Below are 23,139 nucleotides of genomic sequence, written 5' to 3' on the forward strand. Positions count from 1 at the left end.
CGTTTTAAATATGCCCGCCTATCCACGTAGGCTATTACCCAGAAGCACCACTTGGATATTTCTGAGTAATCACAGGAGGATTAGCGATGGCTTCCCGCCCGCTTCGTATCATGATTGCGTGGCGTCCAGGCGAGTACGGCACCGAAACGCTTGCTTACGCCGCTTGGTTAGCTCGCACCACGAAGGTGCAGATTCGCGTTGTCAGCGCACTGTCGCGCGGCTGGCCGCTGACCTCACTGGCTCGGTTGAGCACCAATGACTCCTGGGTTTCCCACGAAACCGAGTCTCTTGAAAAAATCATCAAGGATGAGCTTAAGCTCGCTGGCCTGCGCAAGGGCATGCTTGACGACGATGCCGTACGGATCATCGAATCCTCCAGCGAATCCACAACTATCTGCAACGAAGCCGAAGAATTCGAAGCCGATGTGGTTTTGCTTGGCACCCGCCGAAGCAATACCAAGGACTGGACCGCCAAGAACCGCAGTCGCTTTACTGCGGGATCAACCTCTGATGCGCTGCTGCATTACTCGCCAATCCCGCTGGGATTGGCGATCCCCGGCGCGAAGCTTTCTAAGCACGGTGTGACCCGTGTCAGCATTTGCTACATTGACACCCCACAGTCGCACCACGCATTGAATAAGGCTGCTGACCTGGCATATCGCTGGGAAGTTCCCCTGCGTTTGGTCTCGTTTACGCCGCGTGGTGCGACCATGTACCCGACGGAGAACGGCTACGGCCCCTCCTCTGACCTGATGATTGAGTGGCGCGAGCAGGCTATGGGGCTGCTCGACCGCGGTATGGACCGCGCGCATACCCGTTACCCAGACCTTTCCATTGATGCGGAAGTAGCCTCCGGCAACGGTTGGGAAGAGGCCATTCAGTCCATCAAATGGAAAAAGGGAGACTTGCTCGTTTTGGGTTCGTCTACTCTTGGCCCATTCGGGCGAATTTTCATCGGCTCGTCGACTAACCACATCGTTCGCCACAGCCCGGTGCCAATGCTGATTACTCCGGCCTAGTATGGCAGGCACATCAGACGGCATTTAGAGGCGAGGGGAGCAGATGGTGGATAATTCACCGAAGCGCAGTACACCAGAGCGCAATGAGGATGAAATCTTCGACGAGCTTGAGCGCAAGATGTATTCCGGCAAGCGCGCCTACATCTACACCGCGGGTGTGATTCTTACGACGCTGCTCGCGGGCCTCATTATTGGCATCGCCGGCGCCATTGTCGGTGGCCCCACCTGCGATGCGGGTAAGTCCAGCTTCCTCTGCTCCCGCACTTGGGAGATCCTTTTCCCCGTTGTCCCGGGCGTAATCTCCCTGGTCGGCTGCCTTTTGGGCTTTTGGCAGACCTACGTGGAGTGGAAAAACTTCCGCAACTGGCGCGCGTGGCTCGCTATGTGCTGGGTGCTCATGCCCTTCACTTTGATGTGGATGCTCTCCACATTCGGTGTCCTGATTCTGGGCGTTAAGTAGGGGTAAGAGGCGGCCAGCTTCGGAGCCACCCCTTGAGGCTTTTGCGAGAAAGTCTCAAGCGAGAAAGTGTCTGGGTTTATGACAAATTTGAGTCGATTTTAGGCCTCAAACTGTCATAAACCCAGACACTTTCTTGTACGCATTAGCCTCCCTGGTTACTTCTTCACAACCAGGTTGACCATCTTGCCCGGAACGACAATGACCTTCACGATATTGCCACCGGCGTTTTCCACAGCTGCGACAACCTTTTCGTCGGCACGCGCGGCGGCCTCGATGTCCTCGCGGGAAGCATCGGTAGCCACGTCAATGCGAGCGCGAACCTTGCCGTTAATCTGAACTGGCAGCTCAACGGTGTCGTCGACCAGCCACTTCTCGTCAACTGCCGGCCAGGGGCCGTGTGCCAGGGACTCGGTGTGGCCGAGACGGCTCCACAGTTCCTCCGCAATATGCGGCGCCACAGGGCCAAGCATGAGGGCCAGCGGCTCCACGGCGGCGCGCGGTGCACCGGCCGAACCGTAGGTCTTAGTCAGGTAGTTGACGTACTCAATGAGCTTTGCGACGGCCGTGTTGTCACGCAGCTCTGCGTAATCGGAGGTAACCCCTTCCACGGTGCGGTTGAGGGCCTTGAGGTCGTCGTCGGAAAGCGCTGCGTCCGTGACGGCGAGCTCACCGGAGTCCTCATTGACCACCAGGCGCCAAGCGCGCTGGAGGAAGCGCTGCGAGCCGACCAGATCCTTCGTCGCCCACGGGCGGGAGGTGTCCAGCGGACCCATGGCCATCTCGTAGACGCGCAGGGTGTCAGCGCCGTAGTTGTCGCAGACCTCGTCGGGGGAGACAGCGTTCTTCAGGGACTTGCCCATCTTGCCGTACTCCTGGAAAACTTCCAGGTCAGAGCCGTCTTCGGCGCCGCCTGGGATGAGGAACTTATCATCGCGCTCAACAACCTGATCGGCCGGCTGGTAGACACCACGGGCATCGGTGTAGGCGTAAGCCTGGATGTAGCCCTGGTTGAACAGACGGCGGTACGGCTCCTTGGAGGTCACGTAGCCGAGGTCGAAGAGGACCTTGTGCCAGAAGCGGGAGTAGAGCAGGTGCAGCACTGCGTGCTCGACGCCACCGACGTAGAGGTCGACGCCGCCTGGGTCGTCCTTACCGTGAGTCTCCGGGCGAGGGCCGGTCCAGTAGCGCTCGTTTTCCAGGTCAACGAACTCCTCAGCGTTGTTCGGGTCGATGTAGCGCAGCTGGTACCAGGAGGAACCTGCCCAGTTCGGCATGACATTGGTGTCACGGCGGTACTTCTTCTTGCCATCGCCGAGATCGAGCTCGACATTGACCCAGTCAGTGGCCTTGTCCAGTGGAGCCTTTGGCTCGGTGTCGGCGTCGTCCGGGTCGAAGGTGACCGGCTTGTAGTCCTCGACCTCTGGCAGCTCGACCGGAAGCATGGACTCGGGCAGCGCGTGGGCGTGACCGTCCTCGTCGTAGACGATGGGGAAGGGCTCGCCCCAGTAGCGCTGGCGGGCGAACAGCCAGTCGCGCAGCTTGTACTGGACCTTCTCGTGACCAGCACCTTCCTTCTCCAACCACTCAATGACGGTGGCGATGGCGGTGTCCTTGTCCAGGCCATTGATGTCCAGGCCGGAATCATTGGCGGAGTTCACGCACGTACCGTTACCGACGTACGCCTCCTTTGCAATGTCACCACCTGCGACGACCTCGCGGATTGGCAGACCGAAGGCAGTGGCGAACTCGTAGTCGCGCTCATCGTGGGCCGGGACAGCCATGATGGCACCGGTGCCGTAGCCAATCAGGACGTAGTCGGAAATGAATACCGGCACCTGCTCACCGCTCACCGGGTTGGTGGCGTAAGCGCCCAGGAAGACACCGGTCTTTTCCTTGTTCTCCTGGCGTTCCAGGTCGGACTTGGAGGCAATTGCGGCGCGGTAAGCGGCGACGGCCTCGGCTGGGGTTTCCTTGCCGAAGGTCCAGCGCTCATCCACGCCCTCGTAGGAACCGCTGCCGGCTTCAACCAGCTGATCCACCAGCTCGTGCTCAGGAGCGAGCACCATGTAAGAGGCTCCGAAGAGAGTGTCCGGACGAGTGGTGAAGACCCTGATCTTGGTGGAGACCTTCGGGCCGACCTCGGCTGTGAAGTCGACCTCGGCACCGCGGGAGCGGCCAATCCAGTTGCGCTGCATGGACTTGACCTTGTCCGGCCAGTCCAGCAACTCCAGGTCGTCGACCAGGCGGTCAGCGTATGCGGTGATGCGCATCATCCACTGGCCCAGCCGCTTGCGGAACACCGGGAAGTTACCGCGCTCCGAACGACCCTCGGCGGTCACTTCTTCGTTGGACAGCACAGTGCCGAGGCCCGGACACCAGTTGACCATCGAATTCGACTGGTAAACCAGACGGAATTCGTCGACTGCTTCGCGCTGCTCGGTCTCGCTGAGCTCAGCGTAGACGCGACCATCCTTGGTAGTCATCTCGCCCGACTCCAGCAGCGGAATCAGCTCATCGATGCGACGGGCCTTCTTCTGATCCTCATCGAACCAGGCGTTGTAAATCTGCAGGAAAATCCACTGCGTCCACTTGTAGTAGTCCTGGTCAGTGGTCGCGAAAACACGGCGGCGGTCATGGCCAAGTCCCAGGCGGCCCAGCTGGCGCTCCATGTTGGCGATATTCGCTTCCGTCGTCACGCGCGGGTGCGTACCGGTCTGGATTGCGAACTGCTCCGCCGGCAGACCGAAGGCGTCGTAGCCCAGGGTGTGCAACACGTTTGCGCCCTGCATGCGGTGGAAGCGCGCGAAGACATCGGTGGCGATGTATCCCAGCGGGTGGCCTACGTGCAGACCGACACCGGACGGGTACGGGAACATGTCCTGGACGAAAAGCTTGTCCTTCGGCGGAGTCGAGCCGTCGGCAGCTGCCAAATCGCCCACCGGGTTGGGGGCGTAGAAGGTGCCGTTATCTTTCCAATACGCCTGCCACTTTCCCTCTAGCTGAGTCGCCAGCTCGGGGGAGTAGCGGTAGTCGGTGGCTTCTGCCGAGGACGAGGACTTTTCGCTGTTGGTCATGGTCTCACAGTCTAATAGGTGCGTTTGGCACGTGCTCAACCACCTATATAAATTGGAAGCATGATTGTCATCCCTGTAATTACCCTGGTTCTGGCTGTTTGCATAGCCGTTGTCGCTGGTTTGGCATGGTCGGCGAAGCTACCGGGTAATAACTGGATCGGAATTCGTGCGCCTGAGGCTCGAAAGTCCCAGGAAAACTGGGATATTACGCACCGCGTTGCCGGCCCACCGTGGGCTGTGTCCGCTGTCGCTTTCCTCGGCGCCGCCATGCTCGGCTTCCTCGCCATACGCCCGGAGGCCTCTGGTTGGATGTGGCTGTGGTACGCCGTCGCTCTGCTCGCCGGTATCGCCATGCTCGGCATTGGTGCGGCTATCGGCTCGCACACCATCGCGCTTTACGACGCCAAGGTCTCCGCCGAGTCCGGCTCCGGTTGTGGGTGCGGTGACGGTGACAGCGGCTGTGGCTGTGACTCCGCCGCCACTGATGCCGCCGACACTGCGACTGATGATGCCTGCTGCTCCGACAACCCGGCAGCAGACTGCGGTGTCTCCGGTGGCTGCAGCTCCTGTGGTCTGGAAGGGTTGTGCACGGACAAGGGCTCATCCGCGAATGTCACTTTCAAGCCTGTGGACAAGGATGCGCTGCGCAAGGCAGCTGAGCAGAAGAAGTAAAAAAATTATTGCAGAGAAAAGCTTCTGCAAAATAGTAAGACAACATCTGGTTGCCCACTAAGCTATTTGTCCATGTGGCAACGAATTGTGAATTGGCGTCCAGATCCCCTCATCGTCGGTATCGTTGCTGCAGCGATACTGGCGATTATTTTTCCTGCAAGCGGCACTACCGCTGAGGTTTTCAGCTGGGCCACAAAGATCGCCATTGGCTTCTTGTTCTTCCTCTATGGCGCGCGCCTGAGCCCGCAGGATGCGTTGGCCGGTGTTAAGCATTGGCGGCTGCACATAACCATTCTGGCTTTCACATTCGTGCTGTTCCCAATCCTCGGCCTGCTGATGAAACCCCTGGATTGGATTCTTTCTCCTGGCCTCTACCTGGGCATTTTGTACATGACGCTGGCACCGTCGACGGTGCAGTCGAGTGTGAACTTCACGTCCATCGCCAAGGGCAATGTCGCCGGCGCCATCGTCAGTGCCTCGGCATCTAACCTGCTGGGCATTGTGGTCACACCGGTGCTGGTGATGCTGTTGATGGCCACCGGTGGCGGCATTCATGTGGATTCGTCGGTGTTCTTGGATATTTCGCTGCAGTTGCTGCTGCCATTCGCAATCGGCCAGCTCACTCGCCGTTGGACCCTGAAGTTTGCCGCCGCGAAGACGACTAAGAACGTTGACCGCCTATCCATCGCAATGGTCGTTTACGCAGCCTTCTCCGAGGGCATGGTGCAGGGCATCTGGTCGAAGGTGCCGGCAGGGGACATTGTCATCCTGTGTGTGCTTTCGGTCGTGCTGGTGGAATTCGTTTTGCGGTTGTCCGGATTCATCGCAAATAAGATGGGCTTCGACCGCAAGGACCGCATTGCGATTCAGTTCTGCGGTTCGAAGAAGTCCCTGGCCACCGGTCTGCCCATGGCTGCCGTTATCTTCGGTGCCGATGCCAGCCTCTACATTTTGCCGCTGATGATTTTCCACCAGATTCAGCTGATGATCTGTGCGGTCTACGCCGCTCGCTGGGGCAAGGAAGCAGAAGCTGAGCCGGAGCCACAACCCGCTTAACGCGGTCTAGCGCATGGACCCGAGGGGCGAATCCGGCTTGGCACATATACTGGGGCGCACAACATAAGGTTCGGTTTTAAACGAGCAAACGAAAGTGTGAGATTCAGCATGGCTAACGAGAATCCGGCTCCGTTCTCCCCGGAACAGCGCGCCGCAGAAGAGACCGCGATCAATGAGTTCTGGTCGTGGTGGAACTCTTTTGGCGCCGATGCGCTCGACTCGATGTTTAGTGTCCAGCTCGGTATCGATGGTGCCCCGAACGCCGCCGATGTGGACATTATTGATGTCCAGAAGGAGGTCGGCGGCCGCATCGCCGCTATTAATGACCGGCTCATCTGGGGGTTTGAGGCTGGCGCTCCGTATTCTCGCCATCTTCTGACTGTGAGCGCTGCCGGCGATCCGGAGCTGCGCCCGGTCGCTCGCCGTTGGCTGGAGGCCGCGCCTGACGACGGCGCGGTGTGGTCTTTCACCGACCTCCGCCAGGCGGATCCGGCGATGAAGCTGTCGCTGGGGGATGTCGCAGCTACGTTGGTTGCACAGGGTGCTCTCGAGGCCGATGCTCCCGCCGAGGTCGATCCGGCAGACGCCCGCGTGGCTGTTAGCAGTGGTCATGGGGCAGTGGACGTTCGCCTATTCCACCCGCTGTTCCCGGCAATTGCTCAGTTGGAGGACGGTGAGCGCTTGGTAGCTCAGCTAGGTTTCACACTGCTGCAGCTGGCTCTGGGGGAGGAGGACTTCGGCCTATGGCTGCGCGGTTTCGCCTTCGCTGGCGAGGAGCCGGAAGATGCTATCCCGCTACCGGAGCTGGGCGGTGTCGTCGAGCAGCTCGCGGAAGAGTGCCCGGAGTGGCTCACCATTGATGCCGAAGCCAACGGCCAGCCGCTCGTCGTCGCTACTCGCGCTCCGATTACGCAGCTGGTGAGCCCGACTATGACGCAGCATGTGCTGATTCAGCTCATGCTCGCTCACATTGACGACAAGGGCTTGCCGACGGACGAGTCGAAGGAATCCCTCTCCGAGTTCAATACCGCTGCCGCTGAAGCCATCGCTGAGGACAAGGGTATTTTTGTCGCAACTGAGCAGTCCGACGGTATGGCTCTGCTGCACTTCTTTATTGACCCGGCATCTGATGCGGAGGCGGGTCTGCGAGCTGTTGCGCAGACGTGGACCGACGGAGAGCACGTTGTCGACACCGCTTACGATCCAGCTTGGCAGCGCGTCGGCCACCTGCGCGTGTAGATTGGTTTTTTGTTATGAACGCTCGTCATCGTCTTACTCCACGGCCTTCCCGCGCGATTCGCATGGGTCTTACCGGTGTCATCGCTGTCACCAGCCTTCCGCTGGCAGCTGGAAACGTCGCTGCGGCTCCGCAGCCGAAACTGACTCCACAGGGCACTATTAATGCTCCGGGGCGCACCCAGATCAGCTTTACCCACACCCCGACCGGCGCTCACTACGGTACGGCCAACGAGAATGAAGCTCGTCCGGGGCTGTCGATTGTCAAGCTCTACATTGCCGACTACGTCTTCAAGCACGGCACCGAAGCGGACAAGGCGAAGGCCACACAGATGATTCGCTACTCCGATGACAACATTGCCAGCGAGCTCTACGGCCGTTACCCGGACTCCATTAACGCCACGGCGCGTGAGTACGGCCTCAGCAACACCCACGGTGCGGGCCACTGGGGCAATTCCACGACTTCCAGCGCTGACACCGTGAAGTTCCTGGAGGCCAAGAAGCGCGAGAACCCTTCCGACCCGGTGCTGGTTGCTATGAGCACCGCGTCACCTGTGGCAGCGGATGGCTACCGTCAGGATTACGGCACCGCCACGCTGCCTGGTGTTATTGGCACAAAGTGGGGTTGGTCCGATGACCGCCAGAGCGTTCACGCCTCGGCGTCCATTGGTCCTGACTTCAGCGTCGCTGCTAACACCTACGGCACCAAGGAAGCTCACACCAGCGATGTTCAGAATGCGTTCGGTGGCACGGTGGGCACTCCACCACTGCCTGGTCTGCCCGACAGCCCGAGCCTGCCCAACATCCCAGGCGTCCCGAATCTGTCCGAGAGCCCGAATCTCGGCGAACTACTGAACTTGCCGGAATCCCCGCAGCTGCCGCAGATTCCGGGGCTGCCGAACTTCACAGGCCAGGTACCGGCGCAGTTCTAGCCACTGACCGCTAGCCGCTGGCACCGTCTCACACAGCGCTTACGCAGCGCACCTCACGCGACAAGGTTCACGAGGGCCATATACAGCGCCGTGCCTACGAATATCGAGATCACGGTGTTGCGCCGCCACCAGTGCAGGAAGATGGTGACGACCAGCGCTACAGGCACGGCCCAGGCAGCGCCGGGGTCGCCACCCTCACCGCTGAGCCCCAACCGTCCAAAGACGGTGTAAACCACCAGCGCCATCATGACTCCAACAGGCATGGTCGTGCCGAGGAATTCGAACAGGGGAGAGCCCTTCAGGGTCCGCACGAACGCAAACGGCAGTGCGCGCAACGCAACTGTCACTGCGCCCATCGCAAAGAGCGCGGCTAGCACATAGCCAGAATCGGGCATCGCGGTCATGCTCGCTCTCCCTCCGTTACACGCTGATTGCTTGACGACGTCATGCGCATCACCCGATCTACTCGTGGTGACCACACGCGCAACAGCAGCATGCCGAAGTACATCAACAACCCGATGACCAGCATCTGGTTCGGGTTAATCAGCCACCCGACCAACGTGCAGACGATAGCGGCCAGGGGCAGTGACCAATCCTTGGAGGTCTCAAACGCGTCCATGGCCAGCACCGTAAAGAGCGCCACCAGTGCGAACTCGGCACCGCGGATCCCTTCGGGCAATGCTGCACCGGTTAGCGCCCCGACAATACCGGAGCCCACCCACAGCAACTGGCAGAGAATCTGAATCGTCAGCAGGCGGCGGCCCGACATCTTTTCAGCCGGATTTGCCGCAGAGACGATGGCATACGACTCGTCGGTAAGCGCGTATGTGGAGTATGCGCGGCCGAGACGAGACTGTATCCGGTCGCGGGGGAACGTCAGCCCGTAGAAGACGTGGCGGAAGTTGACCATAAACGAGGTCACGGCACAGCCGAGCAGACCCGTATGGGCCATAACCAGGCCGACAGCGAGGAATTCCATCGACCCCGCGTAGACCACGAAGGAGAAGATGGGTGCCCACCACCAACTTAAGCCAGTCTGTGCGATGAGTAGGCCGAATGCGAGCCCCAGCGGAATGAGACCCATGCCGACGGGCAGTGTCTGCCGAATGCCGGCAGCTATGTCGCTGCGGTCACTAGTTGCGGCACTGTTTCCTTCGGCATTGATGTGCTCACTCATCTAGTTGTCACGTACATCTACGGGGTAGGTGCCATACAGCGGCAGCGGCCAGGGCTGACGGCGCATGCAATCACCCCAGATGTCAGCGGCAGCAGGCGCGAGTACATCAGAGGGCAGGGCAGGGGCGACGTACCAATCACCGCGATCGAGCTCTTCTTCCAGCTGCCCCGGATCCCAGCCCGCGTAACCGGCGAAGATACGCGCGCCATCGATGCGGTCGCGTACATCCTCCGGCTCCGCGCCGAGGTTGACCAGCGCAAACCTATGGGCGATGCGTTCCATCAGCGGTGCACCGGTAATACTGTCGGTCTCCTCTGGGAGGGTAGCGCCATTTCGCACCACACCAATGCAGATTGGCTGCGTCTGGTTGACCGGACCCCCGACGTAGAGCACCGGCGGCTTAGTCATCAGTGACGCCCAGGGCTCGAGCACATTGTGCACAGGCGTCTGCGAACGCTGCGTGAGATCGACACCAAGGGTGCCGTGCTCATCGTGTTCAATGAGGAAAATCACCGAACGAGCGAATTCCGGCGAGAGCATGCCGGGTGCTGCGAGCAGCAGCATACCGGCGGCCGGGTCGTTGCGCTCGAGGCTGGTAAAAAGCCGGTCGCCATAGAGATTCTCCGGATTAATCGATGCCATTAGCTCTCACTTTCGCTTTCAGCCTGCTCACCGGACTGCTCGTACCACCATTTCTTCAGCGCCAAGATAGCATCCTCACGCTCCAGCGGACCGGACTCCAATCGCAGCTCTTTCAGGTAATTCCAGGCCTGTCCGACTTCCTTGCCAGGCTTCAGGTCCAGAATCTCCATGATTTCGTTGCCGTCCAGATCGGGGCGGACGCGTGCGAGGTCCTCCTGCTCAGCGAGCTCCTTGATTCGCGCTTCCAGGTTGTCGCAGGCTCGTGCGAGGCGTGCTGCTTTACGACGGTTTCTCGTCGTACAGTCGGCCCGCACGATTTTGTTGAGTCGTTCCAACAAATCTCCGGCGTCGTTGACATAACGTCGCACCGCCGAGTCCGTCCACTTGCCTTCGCCATAGCCGTGGAAGCGCATGTGCAAGTAGACCAGCTGGGAGATTTCATGGCTAATTTTCTTCGGAAACTTCAACTTGCGCAGGCGGCGACGCACCAGCTTCGCACCGACGACCTCGTGCTGGTAGAAGGTGACATTGCCCTGCTCGTTGTAGGCGCGGGTAGCGGGCTTACCACAGTCGTGCAGCAGTGCCGCCCAGCGCAGCACGAGGTCCGGTTCACCGGGTTCTTCCTGATCAATAGCCTGCCGCATGACCTGCAGGGAGTGTTGATAGACATCCTTGTGCTGGCGGTGTTCATCCTGCGTCATGCGCATATCGGAAATCTCCGGCAGCACGCGGTCGGCCAACCCCGATTCCACCATCAGGTCGATACCACGGCTGGGATCTGCCCCCAGGATGAGCTTGTTCAGCTCAGTGGAGATGCGCTCAACCGTGATGCGGTCAATTTCGCTGGACATTTCCTTCAACGCCTTGAGTACGCGCGGCGCCACGTCGAACCCGAGCTGGGATGCGAAGCGGCAGGCACGCAGCATGCGCAGGGGATCATCGCCAAAGCTGACCTCCGGCGCCCCCGGGGTGTCCAAGACACCCGCGACAAGATCCTCGAAACCTCCGAGCGGGTCGAGGAAGGTGCGAGTGCCGTCGCCATGCAGTTCAACGGCGATGGCGTTACAGCGGAAGTCACGGCGGATTAGATCGCCTTCCAGCGTGTCGCCGAAAGTGACCTCCGGATTGCGACTGACCTGGTCGTACGTATCCGCACGGAACGTGGTGATCTCCACCTGACGGCCATGCCGCTCTGCGGACAGCGTGCCAAATTCAATGCCGGTATCCCAGACAATGTCCGCCCAGTCATCAAGAATCGCGCGCGTCACCTCCGGGCGTGCGTCGGTGGTGAAATCGAGATCCACGCCCAGTCGCCCTAAGAGAGCATCGCGCACAGAACCGCCCACAAGGTACAGACGGTGGCCAGCTGCACTAAACGCAGCTGCCAGCGAATCGAGAATCTCCGACTCCTTGGCAATCGCCTGATCCGCCACTGCCAGCATTGCCGTCCTGCGCACCTGTGGGTCCGCATCAGCAGCCGCCGGAGTAGCGCCGTGAGGTGTAGTCGCCCCGGGCTGGTCACCATTTGTCGTTGAAGGAGTCGATTGTGTCACGACCGACACAATACCCGCTTATACCTATAAACCCGGTAGTCTAAGTGGAATGAACAACGTGGTACGCAATGACAACTCGGCGGCGAAGAGCCGTCGACGTCGTCGGCGACCGCGCAGAAGGGGTGGCGCTTCCGCGTCCACCAACACCAATAGCGCTACTACCAGCGGAAATTCCGCAAAACGCAGTGGCTCCAGTGCCAATGGCCCCAAATCGGCCAAGCCAAACTCCGGTGGCGCCAAGAAATCTTCCAAATCACCGAAGTCGGCACGACCCTCGAAGCAGTCGAACAACCGCGGTGGCCGTAAGAACGGCCAGGATAGGAACAATCGCCGTCGTCACGCACAGACGAAGCGCACGAACAATCGCCGTGCGCACTCGTCGCGCGCGCAAAATGCAGCGCCGATGCAGACCTCGATTGAGACTTCGGCGGGCGGACTGGTCGTCTCGGGTCTGGCCGAGGCGGTCGGCGAGGGCGGCAAGGTCGACCTGTCGCGGATTTATGTCGCGCTGATTGGTCGGCACGACCGCCGCGGGCGCCTGCTGTGGTCAATGCCCAAGGGCCATGTCGAGCCCGGCGAAGCTTTCGATTCCACCGCCGAACGTGAGGTGTGGGAAGAAACGGGCATTCGCGGCGAGGTCATCGAGGAGCTCGGTGTGATTGACTACTGGTTTGTCTCCGATGGCACGCGGATTCACAAGACCGTGCACCATCACCTTCTGCGCTACGTCGATGGCGATTTGAACGACGAAGATCCCGAGGTCACTCAGGTCATGTGGGTCCCGGTAGACACCCTGGTGGAGCGGTTGGCCTACGCTGACGAACGCAAACTGGCCCGGCGCGCGCACAATCTGCTGCCCGATCTCGCCCGCGCGGAAAAGCGAGCAGGCCGGCAGACGCCGAGGTGATTGCGCATGTTCAGGTTGCAGTTGCCAAGGAATGTTGTTCGTAAAGTCACGGCCGCCACCGCAGCGCTCATACTGTGCTTGCCGACGGCCGTTGCGCCCCCAGCTTTTGCGCAAGATGAGCAGTTGTGGGGCAGTGGTACCAATCGAGTCGGTGAACAGGGACCCCTTCGGCTTTCGATAACCAGCTTCGCTCCGCATGTCGCGGCTCTACATTCGACACTGACCATCAAGGTGCAGGTGCACAACACCTCCAACGCGGATATCAGCAATGTTGCGCTGCGCCCACAGCGGGCCGGCGCACTAGCTTCCTCTGCAGATGCGCAGACGATTCTCGCTGAGCCTGAATCGGTGTTTGATGTGGCTGGTACCTTCAGTGCCCCCATCGAGCTGAAAGCGGGCGAGACGCGTGAGGTTACGCTAAGTGTTCCTATCTCCGCACCGGCCCCAGAAGGACTCGACATCACGGAAGCCGGCACGTTTCCGCTGCTCATCAACGCTAACGGGCAACCGGAAGATGACATCGACCGCCTGCTGGCGGAAACACGCGCACTGCTACCGGTGACGGATTCGCAAGCTGCAGGTGATGAGCCGGAACCGCCTGCCGGTGATGAGAACGACAACGATGAGACCGACAATTCCGATGCGCCCACCCGCCGCGACCCAGTGCCGTTTTCGCTGATTTGGCCCATCAGCCAGCCAGTGCCAGTGGTCGGCGGTGAGACCGGTGACGCACCCTCGTCGCCGAATCTCATCCTCACCGACAATTCTTTGGCCGAGTCTCTCGAACGCGGTGGCCGCCTCGACGGTTTGCTCACCTCGTTGGAAAAAGGCTTTGCCGGCCCCGATGGGGAGAGATTGCGGGAATCGACATGCATCGCCATCGACCCGGAGACCCTCGATGCAATCTCCCGGATGACCCGTGACTACTGGATTGGCACCAGCCGCCCAAGTCCTGTCGAGTCCTCTCCACGACTGCGGGATTCCTGGGGAAACGCGGATGACACCAATCTCACGCATATGCCCGCCAGCGACAATGCCGCCGACTGGCTTAACCGGCTGCACGATCTCACACAGGACACGTGCACACTGTCACTGCCGTGGGGCGGCACCGATGCCAGCGCCGTAGCTCGCGTGGCGGATCAAGAGCTTTCCATGGAGGCACTCGCCGCTGGTCGGCAGACCATCGCCAAGCATTTGGACGTTCAGACACTGCCGGGTATCTATTTGCCCGCCGAGGGATACGTAACGTCGGAAAGCGCCCCGCTGTACTCGGCGGCGACAGCTCTGAACGGAACCACTCCGGAGCGCGCATTCGAAGACCGCGTAGATACCGGCGAGACGATGCCTCCCTCGCCCACTCCACGCGAAGCCGCGCACGACACCACCGTATTAGTCGCGGACAACACCACTATCACCGCCGATGGTCAGACACTACGGCCTGGCCACAGTGGCGTGCTTGCCGACGGTAGCCGCGCCTTCGCCCTCTCTGGGGCACTGACAGCCTCTCTGGCTGTAACAGGACGGTCTCCCCAGACTGTGGCGTATTCGAATCTGCTGGGACGCTACGATTTCCGAATCGACTCCGAGGCTGCACGGATGCAGACAGCGATTGGCACTCTGTTCCAATCACTGACTGATTCGGATGCCCCTCGCGCGGCTGTAGTGGCAGCACCACCGTCCGGTTGGGATCCACACGCTAGCGACGCTGAAGATTTCATGGCCGCGGTTCGGAAAGCCGTGGACGCTAACCTGGCTGAGCTAACTCCGCTGATGGACTCCATCACCGCCGCAGCTCGTGACCTGGATGCGGGCTCGGTTACCCCAGTTGACGAGCTCGCCGATCCCGCGCCAGTGAGTGAGACGCTCGTGGAGAAGGCTCAACTGGCCTCCCGCGAAATCACGGACCTGACCACAATCATGTCCAACGATCCCAATGTCGCACTGACGCGGTATGAATTCACCCGCCCCCTGCGGCACGACTTGCTGCGCTCGTTTACAACTCTCGGCCGGCGAAATCAGCTGCAGTCACCTGACGTGCAGCGGCGGAGCGAAGAACTCAGCGACCAGGCACTGATTATGACTCGACGCCTGCGCAATTCAGTGACGTTGGTAGCTCCCGGCGGTGTCTACACCCGCGCAACGCAGCTGTCGCCGATTGCGGTGCTGGCTCGCAATGGCCTGCCGCTGCCGGTTCCCGCGTTCGTGCGCGTCGGCGCTGGAGATTCGGTGATGGAGGAGAAGTATGAGGCCGCCATCCCCGCCAAGGGGTCGGTGACTGTTCAGTTCACTCCGAAGTCGGGTGATGATGCAGAATCCACTCCGGCGACCAATGCTCCAGAGGGAGACCGGCCACGGGATAGTGGAGACAACTCCCACAACCTGTTGCTGTGGCTCGAATCACCTGGCGGCACGCCGATTTCTCGATCAGTGAGTATTTCCGTGCAATCGGGCGCTTCGGTTGGGGTTTTGGCTATCGTGACCCTCGTCATCGTCACTGTTGGTGGGTTTTTTGCCGCAAAACGGTCTCAGTACTTTCGGAAATAGACCCCCTTTTAAGCAACAATAGGACATGTGACTGACTCAGACGCGCATAAATCTGGACTTCGAGGCCGCATTCGTCGCCCCGCGCCACCGGCCCCAGTTCCGGCGGCGCGGCCAACGGCTGAATCTCAGCCGGCCGAAGCGGCCCCGGACCTAACTCGCGTATCCGGCCATAAGGCAAATGCCGATACCGCCGCTGACGCGATGACGGAATCGGCATCACCATCGCCAGCAAAGGCGGCAACTGCGACAGCAACCGCTTCCAGCGATTCCTCCGCAGGCTCGACGGCGGACGCAAATCAGGGACAGTCGAACTCGGACATCGTCGCCTCCACGGGCTCGATGGCAATCGCTACCCTGATTTCGCGCATTACGGGTTTTTTGCGAAACCTGCTCATCGGCGCGACGCTGGGTCCGGCTGTGGCTTCAGCCTTCAACGTCGCCAACACACTGCCGAACCTGATTACGGAAATCGTCCTCGGCGCGGTGCTGACTTCTCTGGTGGTGCCGGTGTTGGTGCGCGCGGAGAAGGAGGATCCAGATCACGGTGCCGCCTTCATTAGACGTCTCTTGACTGTCTCTATGACGCTGCTGGCAGTGGTGACGGTGCTGGCAGTGATAGGTGCGCCACTGTTGACCAGATTGAGCCTTAACGAGGCCGGTAAGGTCAACGTTCCGCTGGCAACGTCCTTTGCGTTCTTATTATTGCCGCAAATCATCTTCTACGGCATATTTGCGCTGCTCATGGCGGTGCTAAACACCAAGGGAATCTTTAAACCCGGTGCGTGGGCACCTGTCGCTAACAACGTCGTGGCCATTGCCACGCTCTTGCTATATCTGTTCCTGCCCGGCCAATTGAGTCCGGATTCGGACGGTTCACTCTCCGATCCGCACATCCTGCTTTTGGGTCTTGGTACCACCCTGGGTGTCGTCATTCAGGCAGCCATCATGATTCCCTACCTCAAGCGCGCGGGCATTGATTTGCGTCCGCTGTGGGGTATCGACGACCGCATCAAACAGTTCACCGGCATGGGTGTCGCGATTATTACCTACGTGGCAATTTCCCAGGCTGGTTACTTCATCACCACCAATATTGCCTCGACTGCCTCCAAGGCAGCGCCGACGATTTACCAGCAGGCTTGGCTGCTGTTGCAGGTGCCCTACGGCATCATCGGAGTTACCTTGCTGACCGCCATCATGCCGCGACTGTCCCGCAATGCAGCCGATGGCAACGATGGGGCAGTGGTCCGCGATCTGTCCATCGGTACGCGCCTGACCATGATTGCGCTGGTGCCGATCGTCGCATTCTTCACCGCATTCGGCCGCCCCATCGCCGTCGGTCTTTTCGCGTATCTGGAGTTCCCCCGCGAAACCGCAGAGATTCTCGGTTGGACGCTGTCCTTCTCGGCGTTCTCGCTTATTCCATACGCCATTGTGCTTTTGCACTTGCGTGTTTTCTACGCCCGTGAAGAGGCCTGGACCCCGACTTTCATCATCCTCGGCATTACCACCGTCAAGGTGATTCTGTCGTTCTTCGCTCCTCGTCTGGCTTCTGACGATGAGACCGTCGTCGTGTTGCTCGGTGCCGCCAACGGTTTCGGTTTCGTCGCCGGCGCGGTAATTGGCTTCTTGCTCTTGCGCCGCGCTCTCGGACACTTGGACAGTAAGGCGACCATCCACACCGTGCTGTGGGCACTGGGGGCGTCGCTCGTCGGTGTCGCCGTCGCCTGGGGCGCATTCGCATTGACCGACCTTGTGCTGTTCGATTTCTTCGGTTCCTTCGGCGTGCTGCTGCAGACCATCGTCACCGGCGTGGTCTTCCTCATCGGTACCGGCCTGGTGCTCGCTCAGGCTCCATTGGAAGAGGTCCGCGTTCTGGGCGGCTTCCTCGGCCGCATCCCGGGTCTACGCCGCTTTGCTCCGCAGCCTCATGCAGCCGACAATGCCGTCGCCGACCGTGAGGATATGGAGCGCGAACGTGGCTTCGCCGCTGATGCTTTCTCGATTGCCCCGTCGAACCTGATCGGCGAGGCCACGGGTCTGGCAAACGAGGGCTTCACCGCTTCGCCGCTGCTGCCGCCGATGCCGACGCAGGGTTCTCGCCCAACCCGCTATGTACCCGGCGAGATGGTCTCAGGTGGTCGTTTCCGTCTGCGTTCTGAAGTCGCGACCTACCCAGGTCTGCGCCTGTGGCGCGCCATGGATATGGGCGATCCCAACAACTCAGATGTCGCACTCGTCTTCGTCGACACGATTGCACTGCCGTACTACGACACTTCGCCATCGGTTGCCGCCCAGAAGATTGCCACGACGACCAATGAGCTGCGTGACCTGGCTGGCACCGGGATGTCCCACATTCATAGTGTGGCGAAGACACGCACCGAGGTGCTCATCGTCGCCGACTGGACCAGCAGTATCGGTATTGAGCGGTTCGATCAGGCCGCCCACCCGGATGCCCTGGCACTCGCAATAGCATCACTTGCCGAGACAATCGCCGACGCCCACGAATCTGGACGCTGCCTTGGCCTGACAAACAAGCCTGGACAATTGCGCATCAGCAGCGACGGCCACATCTACGACGCTTTCCCCGTCGTTTTGCCCGATAGCTCGCAACGTTCGGACTACAACGCGTTGCTTTCTGTCATCGACGAGCTGTTCTACAACTTGCCAAATATCCCCTCCGATATTTCTGCTGCCATCGACCGCGCGAAGCAGGTTCGCCCGGAGAACTTCAACCAAAAGGAGTCGCCAGCTCGCACACTCGCGGAGGATTTGCGCACTGCAGCGCTCGGCCCCGACTCTTCGGAGTTTCTCGCAATCGACCCCGACACCGGTGCGCGCGAATCCGTCGATGCCGACGGTGCAGCCCAATCAAACGCTCACCACACCAAGAATCGCACCCGCGCATTCAGCACCGGCGCAGTCGTTGTCGGTGTAGTCATTGTCGGTGCACTTGTCGCCGCGGGCATCTTTGGACTGGTTAACCGTTCCTCGGACGCACCGATTAACTCCGAGTCCGTACGACGCGGTCCGGCTCCGGTCACGACGCTCTCGCTTGCCGACGCTAGCGAGTGGCAAGCCGACACCGACAACCCTGCAGCAGGTCCGGACAATCCGGACATGGCTGAGCTGACCATCGATAATGACGAGGAAAGCTTCTGGGTAACTTCTACTTACCTCAGCCAGTTCGGCAATCGTCCAGAGGACTTTAAACCTGGTGTTGGTATTCGGGTCACTCTGGATGAACCGGCAACCATTCGAGAGCTTAAGGTCTCTGCGACCCCGGGCGCACACATTGAAGTTCGCGGCCTACGCGATGCTGACTCGACAAACTTGGATGACACAACGGTTCTCGGTAGCGCAACCGCCATCTCAGGTACGACAACTATCGAAATTGATAGCCGCGACACTGAGTGGAAGAACCTTGTTGTCTGGATCTCCGGCTTGCCGACGGCTGCGGAAGCGGTAGCCGACAGCAACTCAGACACTGATGCTGATACGAATGCTGATGCTGAGTCGCAGAATTCCGATTCGGACAACCCACTTGTCGGCGACCGCAATCTGGCTGAGCAATCCCCGGATTCGTTGCTGCCAGTTGCAATTGGCGATATCCAGGTGCGTGGTACGGAATAACGCTCTGAGCTTGCCTTAGGCGGCAACAGTTTAAGTTGTCCCAAGTTATCCACAGCTACTGGGACATTTTGAAATTCATCCACAGCCCGCGGTCTCCACGGCAGTTTTGCCAAGCGGAGAGCGCGGGTTTCGTGTTTGCATAGGAGCCATGAACTTTGGGGGAAGAAATCGAATTGGGGACAGTCACCGTAAGGCCCATGCGGGTCGGCGACTGGGGGATTGTGGCGTCGTCGGTATGCAAAAGCATGCATCTGCGGACGAGGTCGATCGTGAATTATTGAAGGCGCACCTGGCGGGGGATCGTCGCGCGTTCGCGGTGTTGGCACGGCGTTATTATCCGCAGTTGGTAGCGATGGCGCGGCGCTATCGTCGGGATGATTTCGATCCCTTGGATGGGGTACAGGAGGGGCTGGCGCGGGCAATTGCGGGGGCGGCGAATTTTCGCGGGCGTTCGACGGTGGCGACGTGGCTGACGTGCATCGTGAAGAATGCGTGTATTGACCACAACCGCGGTCGTTTCGGGGAGATCCCTCTCTGCGATAAGGAGGAGGATTTTGAGACGTTTATGAGTTCACAGCCGATTCCCTGCCCGGATGTTCCGCTACGTGTGACTATGGCCGCCGCATTGGAGCAGCTGCCAACGGATCAACGGGATGCCCTGCTGTACTTGGACATCTTTGGATATTCGCTGCAGGAGACCTCTCGCAGTATTGGGCAGCCGAGCGGGACGTTGAAGTCTCGGCGGGCGCGGGCGCGTCGTACGCTTCGGCGACAATTGGAAGAAGTGCAGGTGGCCTAACAACTGCGGAGCAGGGGAGAGGCTGGGGGAATAGAGATGGCTAACCTCACGTTGGTTGAGGTGGCTGGTTCCGGTAATTTCTTTCCCGGAGCTGAAAAATTTGCTTACTACTGAGCATCACTGTGCGCCATGTGATGTGAGAGATAAAAATTATAGGAGTCTTCATGAGCGATATCGTTCACGACCTGATCATCGTCGGTTCCGGTCCCGCCGGTTACACGGCTGCCACCTACGCAGCCCGTGCCGACCTGAAGCCTGTGGTGTTCGAGGGCATCGAGTTTGGCGGCCTGCTTATGACGACTACCGATGTGGAGAACTACCCAGGTTTCTCCGGGGGCATCATGGGCCCAGAGCTGATGGATCAGATGCGCGCACAGGCAGAGCGCTTCGGCGCTGACCTGCGCATGGAGATTGTCGATCGCATGGATCTCACCGGCGATATCAAGTCTGTCTGGGTTGGCGAAGAAGAGCACAAGGCTCACGCTGTCATCCTGGCAACCGGTGCCGCTCCGCGTTATGTCGGTGCTCCGGGTGAGCAGGCGCTGCTTGGTCATGGTGTCAGCGCCTGTGCCACCTGTGATGGTTTCTTCTTCCGCGACCACGATATTGCCGTCATCGGCGGCGGTGACTCCGCAATGGAAGAGGCAACCTTCCTTACCAAGTTCGCCCGCTCGGTGACGATTGTCCATCGCCGCGATGAGTTCCGTGCGTCGAAGATCATGGTCGAGCGCGCGCAGAACAATGACAAGATTCGCTTTGCGACGAACAAGGTTGTGTCCCAGGTTCTTGGTGAGGACAAGGGTTCGGTTACCGGTCTCGAGCTGGAAGACACCGTCACTGGTGAGAAGTCCGTCCTGGATGTGACTGCCATGTTCGTAGCAATTGGCCACGAGCCACGTTCGCAGATGGTTCGCAATCAGCTGGATTGCGATGAGAATGGCTACATTCAGGTAGCCGCTCCGAGCACCCAGACCTCCCTCAAGGGCGTCTTTGCAGCGGGCGATGTTGTTGACTCGCATTACCAGCAGGCAATTACCGCCGCTGGTTCTGGCTGCAAGGCTGCGCTGGATGCTGAGCACTACTTGGAAACTGTTGCTCGGTAGCTGACAGCAGGGCAGTCGCACTAGCTGGATAAACACCTAATAGTTGGGGTATCGCAATTGTTGGATAAGCCCTACGATTGCAGATATCCAACTATGGGGAATATCCGATAGCCGGTAAGCCCAATTGTTGTTAGCTGTAGCTCAATCAGGGCGCAGCAGGACGTGTTATAGCCCGGTACGCCCCGTACTCATCGAGCACTTGCAGCGTTCTCAAGAACACCATTAATTAACAATTTAGTACTTCACTCGCACCACCGGAAGCCCTAATTTTTGACGCCTTGAGCGCCAAATCCGTACGCGAGGCTGAAGAAGCTAGGTTGAAAAATTAGAATCAAGACCACAAAACAAAACCACTAAGAACTCAAACGAGCTCATTCTAAGGAGAAGAATTTCATGGCTCCGGTAACCGTCACCGCCAACACCTTTAAGTCCGATGTCCTCGAATCCGATAAGCCGGTGCTTGTTGATTTCTGGGCAGAGTGGTGTGGCCCGTGTAAGAAGATTGCTCCCGTTTTGGACGAGGTTGCGACCGAGCTCGATGGCAAGGCCGTCATCGCCAAGGTCAACGTTGATGAGGAGCGTGCACTGGCTGGCATGTTCCAGATCATGTCCATCCCAAGCCTGCTCCTATTCAAGGACGGCAAGAAGGTCGAAGAGATTCGCGGAGTCCGCCCGAAGGGCGAAATCACGTCGCTCATCGAAAAGCACCTTTAAAAGAACTTGGGGTTGCTCCTTATCCGATACGAGGTTACGACTGCCCACCCGCCACTTCGCTATTGCCACCTTCGTTGGACACACCCCATTATGATGTGACTGAAGTTGTGGTTGTGATTTAGAGTTAGTCCTGGGGTTCTGCCGTCGGGCTAGCCGACGCGCCCTCGTAACAATCAATTCGCGCCTGCGACCTGGTAATCTTGCTGGAAATGGCGGTTTACGTCTTCCTTAATACCGTGAAGGAACCAGGTTGCCGCCAACTTGAGAGGTATTGCTGACCATATCCTCTGAGAGTGCGCGAGATTTCTTAACTGAAGTTTCGTTTAGCTCACTGGCCAGTAATACTGATTAAGTGTTGTGAGGACCCACAACGGCCTAAACATAATTGTGGAGTTCGGAAGGGAGTTTTCGTGCCAGAGTTTCTGAAGGTGGGCGATAGGTCACCTCGTGTAGCCGAGGTACGTTCTACCCTGGCTCGTCTTGGGCTTCTGCCCAATTGGGAGGGCTCAGCCGCGGAGGAGAACTCGCCTCAGTGGTCTGGTGACGATGACCTCTTTGATGAGGATATGCGCAACGCTCTCCTGGCGTTCCAACAGTCCCGCGGTGTCTATGCCGACGGGATCATCCGCGACAGCACCCTGCGCCTACTGCGAGAAGCCTCGTACACTCTGGGCACCCGCGTACTGTCCTACGATCCACTGTCACAAATGACCGGTGAGGACGTAGGCGTTCTCCAAGCTACCTTGCAGGAACTCGGCTTCCACGATGCCCGAGTAGACGGCCACTTTGGCCCGAAGACCGATGCCTCTGTACGTGAATACCAGCTCAATTACGGGCTGGAGCCCGACGGTATCTGTGGTCCCGTTACTCTCCGGGCGCTCAGCTACTTGGGCAGGAGGGTTACTGGTGGCTCTGTAAACGCCTTCCACGAGAAGGAAATACTGCGCACGATGGGGCCGAAGCTCTCTGGAAAGCGCATTGTCATTGATCCAGGTCTTGGGGCAGGGGAGCCCGGCATTGTGGTCGACGGCCCTTACGGTCAGATTTCTGAAGAAGAGATTCTTTGGGATTTGGCCTCTCGCATTGAGGGTCGCCTTGTCGCGGCAGGTGCAGAGACTATTCTGTCTCGTCCTCGTACCGACAATCCGTCCATCGAGGATCGCGCTGAGATGGCCAACGCATTTGGCGCTGACGTCTTCATCTCCCTGCAGGCCGACCACTATCACAACAACCGCGCCAGCGGTATTGCGACTTTTTACTTTGGCTCGATGAAGGGCTCCAACTCCATTCTGGGCGAACAGCTCTCTGGCCTTATCCAGCGAGAGATTGTTGCCCGTACGAGCCTGGTAGACTGCCGCTCGCACGCCCGTACCTGGGATCTCCTCCGTCTGACCAGGATGCCCACGGTGGAAGTCGCCGTTGGTTACCTGACCAACGAGGATGACGTCGCAATTCTTTCTTCCCCAGATCAGCGTGACGTAATTGCCGAATCTATCGTTGTCGCTGTAAAGCGTCTGTACCTGGGCGATGAAGAGCAGCAGCCAATGACCGGCGCTTACAGCTTTGCGCAGCTGATTGAAGAGGAAAAAGCCTAAACACGGCTGATCAATCAAACCCGGCG

Annotated in this window: 18 protein-coding genes; 13 read left to right on the forward strand and 5 right to left on the reverse strand. The window is 59.4% G+C overall.

What is annotated here, in order from left to right; genetic code table 11:
* Positions 1-86: 86 nt before the first annotated feature.
* Both HMPREF2562_RS02420 and HMPREF2562_RS02425 read left to right on the forward strand, forming a co-directional pair.
* A complete protein-coding gene (locus tag HMPREF2562_RS02420; RefSeq protein WP_069358890.1) occupies positions 87-1,019 on the forward strand; it encodes a universal stress protein in 933 nt (310 codons plus the stop codon).
* Positions 1,020-1,062: 43 nt separating this feature from the next.
* The gene (locus HMPREF2562_RS02425; protein ID WP_048733161.1) at positions 1,063-1,479 is read left to right on the forward strand and encodes a hypothetical protein; all 417 of its coding nucleotides are present in this window, start codon (positions 1,063-1,065) and stop codon (positions 1,477-1,479) included.
* 155 nt (positions 1,480-1,634) lie between these two features.
* On the opposite strand, the gene leuS is transcribed toward HMPREF2562_RS02425, so the two are convergent.
* On the reverse strand, positions 1,635-4,553 hold the full coding sequence (gene leuS, locus HMPREF2562_RS02430; RefSeq protein WP_070549573.1) for a leucine--tRNA ligase: 2,919 nt from the start codon (positions 4,551-4,553) through the stop codon (positions 1,635-1,637).
* A 60-nt stretch (positions 4,554-4,613) separates the two neighbouring features.
* On the opposite strand from leuS, the gene HMPREF2562_RS02435 reads away from it, so the two are divergent.
* The 4 genes from HMPREF2562_RS02435 (at position 4,614) to HMPREF2562_RS02450 (ending at position 8,449) form a co-directional block, all read left to right on the forward strand.
* On the forward strand, positions 4,614-5,225 hold the full coding sequence (locus HMPREF2562_RS02435) for an SdpI family protein (protein ID WP_070549574.1): 612 nt from the start codon (positions 4,614-4,616) through the stop codon (positions 5,223-5,225).
* A 72-nt stretch (positions 5,226-5,297) separates the two neighbouring features.
* On the forward strand, positions 5,298-6,281 hold the full coding sequence (locus HMPREF2562_RS02440) for a bile acid:sodium symporter family protein (protein ID WP_016421713.1): 984 nt from the start codon (positions 5,298-5,300) through the stop codon (positions 6,279-6,281).
* 108 nt (positions 6,282-6,389) lie between these two features.
* Positions 6,390-7,520, forward strand: coding sequence for a DUF695 domain-containing protein (locus HMPREF2562_RS02445; protein ID WP_016421714.1), 1,131 nt, complete (start codon positions 6,390-6,392; stop codon positions 7,518-7,520).
* A gap of 14 nt (positions 7,521-7,534) precedes the next feature.
* On the forward strand, positions 7,535-8,449 hold the full coding sequence (locus tag HMPREF2562_RS02450; RefSeq protein ID WP_246819320.1) for a hypothetical protein: 915 nt from the start codon (positions 7,535-7,537) through the stop codon (positions 8,447-8,449).
* Positions 8,450-8,502: 53 nt separating this feature from the next.
* Here the strand turns inward: HMPREF2562_RS02450 and HMPREF2562_RS02455 are convergent, their stop codons facing one another.
* Genes HMPREF2562_RS02455 through HMPREF2562_RS02470 form a run of 4 tightly spaced genes read right to left on the reverse strand, consistent with a single transcriptional unit; the run spans position 8,503 to position 11,710 of the window.
* Positions 8,503-8,853, reverse strand: a complete 351-nt coding sequence (locus HMPREF2562_RS02455) for a branched-chain amino acid transporter permease (RefSeq protein ID WP_038627068.1) — start codon at positions 8,851-8,853, stop codon at positions 8,503-8,505.
* Complete coding sequence (locus HMPREF2562_RS02460) at positions 8,850-9,626, reverse strand: AzlC family ABC transporter permease (RefSeq protein ID WP_052155556.1); 777 nt, start codon at positions 9,624-9,626, stop codon at positions 8,850-8,852. Before HMPREF2562_RS02460 ends, HMPREF2562_RS02455 begins: the two co-directional genes overlap by 4 nt.
* Positions 9,627-10,268, reverse strand: coding sequence for a YqgE/AlgH family protein (locus tag HMPREF2562_RS02465; RefSeq protein WP_038627070.1), 642 nt, complete (start codon positions 10,266-10,268; stop codon positions 9,627-9,629).
* The gene (locus tag HMPREF2562_RS02470) at positions 10,268-11,710 is read right to left on the reverse strand and encodes a CCA tRNA nucleotidyltransferase (RefSeq protein WP_038627072.1); all 1,443 of its coding nucleotides are present in this window, start codon (positions 11,708-11,710) and stop codon (positions 10,268-10,270) included. Before HMPREF2562_RS02470 ends, HMPREF2562_RS02465 begins: the two co-directional genes overlap by 1 nt.
* A 160-nt stretch (positions 11,711-11,870) precedes the next feature.
* Here HMPREF2562_RS02470 and HMPREF2562_RS02475 point away from each other — a divergent pair, with 160 nt between their 5' ends.
* From HMPREF2562_RS02475 to HMPREF2562_RS02505, 7 genes are all read left to right on the forward strand, one after another.
* Positions 11,871-12,728 (forward strand): NUDIX hydrolase, encoded by an 858-nt coding sequence (locus HMPREF2562_RS02475; RefSeq protein ID WP_191620910.1) that lies wholly within the window; start codon positions 11,871-11,873, stop codon positions 12,726-12,728.
* Between the two features lie 6 nt (positions 12,729-12,734).
* The gene (locus HMPREF2562_RS02480; RefSeq protein WP_049189425.1) at positions 12,735-15,272 is read left to right on the forward strand and encodes a hypothetical protein; all 2,538 of its coding nucleotides are present in this window, start codon (positions 12,735-12,737) and stop codon (positions 15,270-15,272) included.
* Between the two features lie 27 nt (positions 15,273-15,299).
* Positions 15,300-18,902 (forward strand): murein biosynthesis integral membrane protein MurJ, encoded by a 3,603-nt coding sequence (locus HMPREF2562_RS02485; protein WP_049189415.1) that lies wholly within the window; start codon positions 15,300-15,302, stop codon positions 18,900-18,902.
* A 235-nt stretch (positions 18,903-19,137) separates the two neighbouring features.
* Positions 19,138-19,701: a sigma-70 family RNA polymerase sigma factor gene (locus HMPREF2562_RS02490; RefSeq protein WP_224783764.1), complete on the forward strand. Its 564-nt coding sequence runs from the start codon at positions 19,138-19,140 to the stop codon at positions 19,699-19,701.
* A gap of 164 nt (positions 19,702-19,865) precedes the next feature.
* A complete protein-coding gene (trxB, locus tag HMPREF2562_RS02495) occupies positions 19,866-20,804 on the forward strand; it encodes a thioredoxin-disulfide reductase (protein WP_070549576.1) in 939 nt (312 codons plus the stop codon).
* A gap of 393 nt (positions 20,805-21,197) precedes the next feature.
* The gene (gene trxA, locus HMPREF2562_RS02500) at positions 21,198-21,518 is read left to right on the forward strand and encodes a thioredoxin (RefSeq protein ID WP_016421730.1); all 321 of its coding nucleotides are present in this window, start codon (positions 21,198-21,200) and stop codon (positions 21,516-21,518) included.
* Between the two features lie 410 nt (positions 21,519-21,928).
* A complete protein-coding gene (locus HMPREF2562_RS02505; RefSeq protein WP_048733139.1) occupies positions 21,929-23,113 on the forward strand; it encodes an N-acetylmuramoyl-L-alanine amidase in 1,185 nt (394 codons plus the stop codon).
* Positions 23,114-23,139: the final 26 nt, after the last annotated feature.

The organism is Corynebacterium sp. HMSC077G07, assembly GCF_001809225.1.
Lineage (GTDB): Bacteria > Actinomycetota > Actinomycetes > Mycobacteriales > Mycobacteriaceae > Corynebacterium > Corynebacterium jeikeium_D.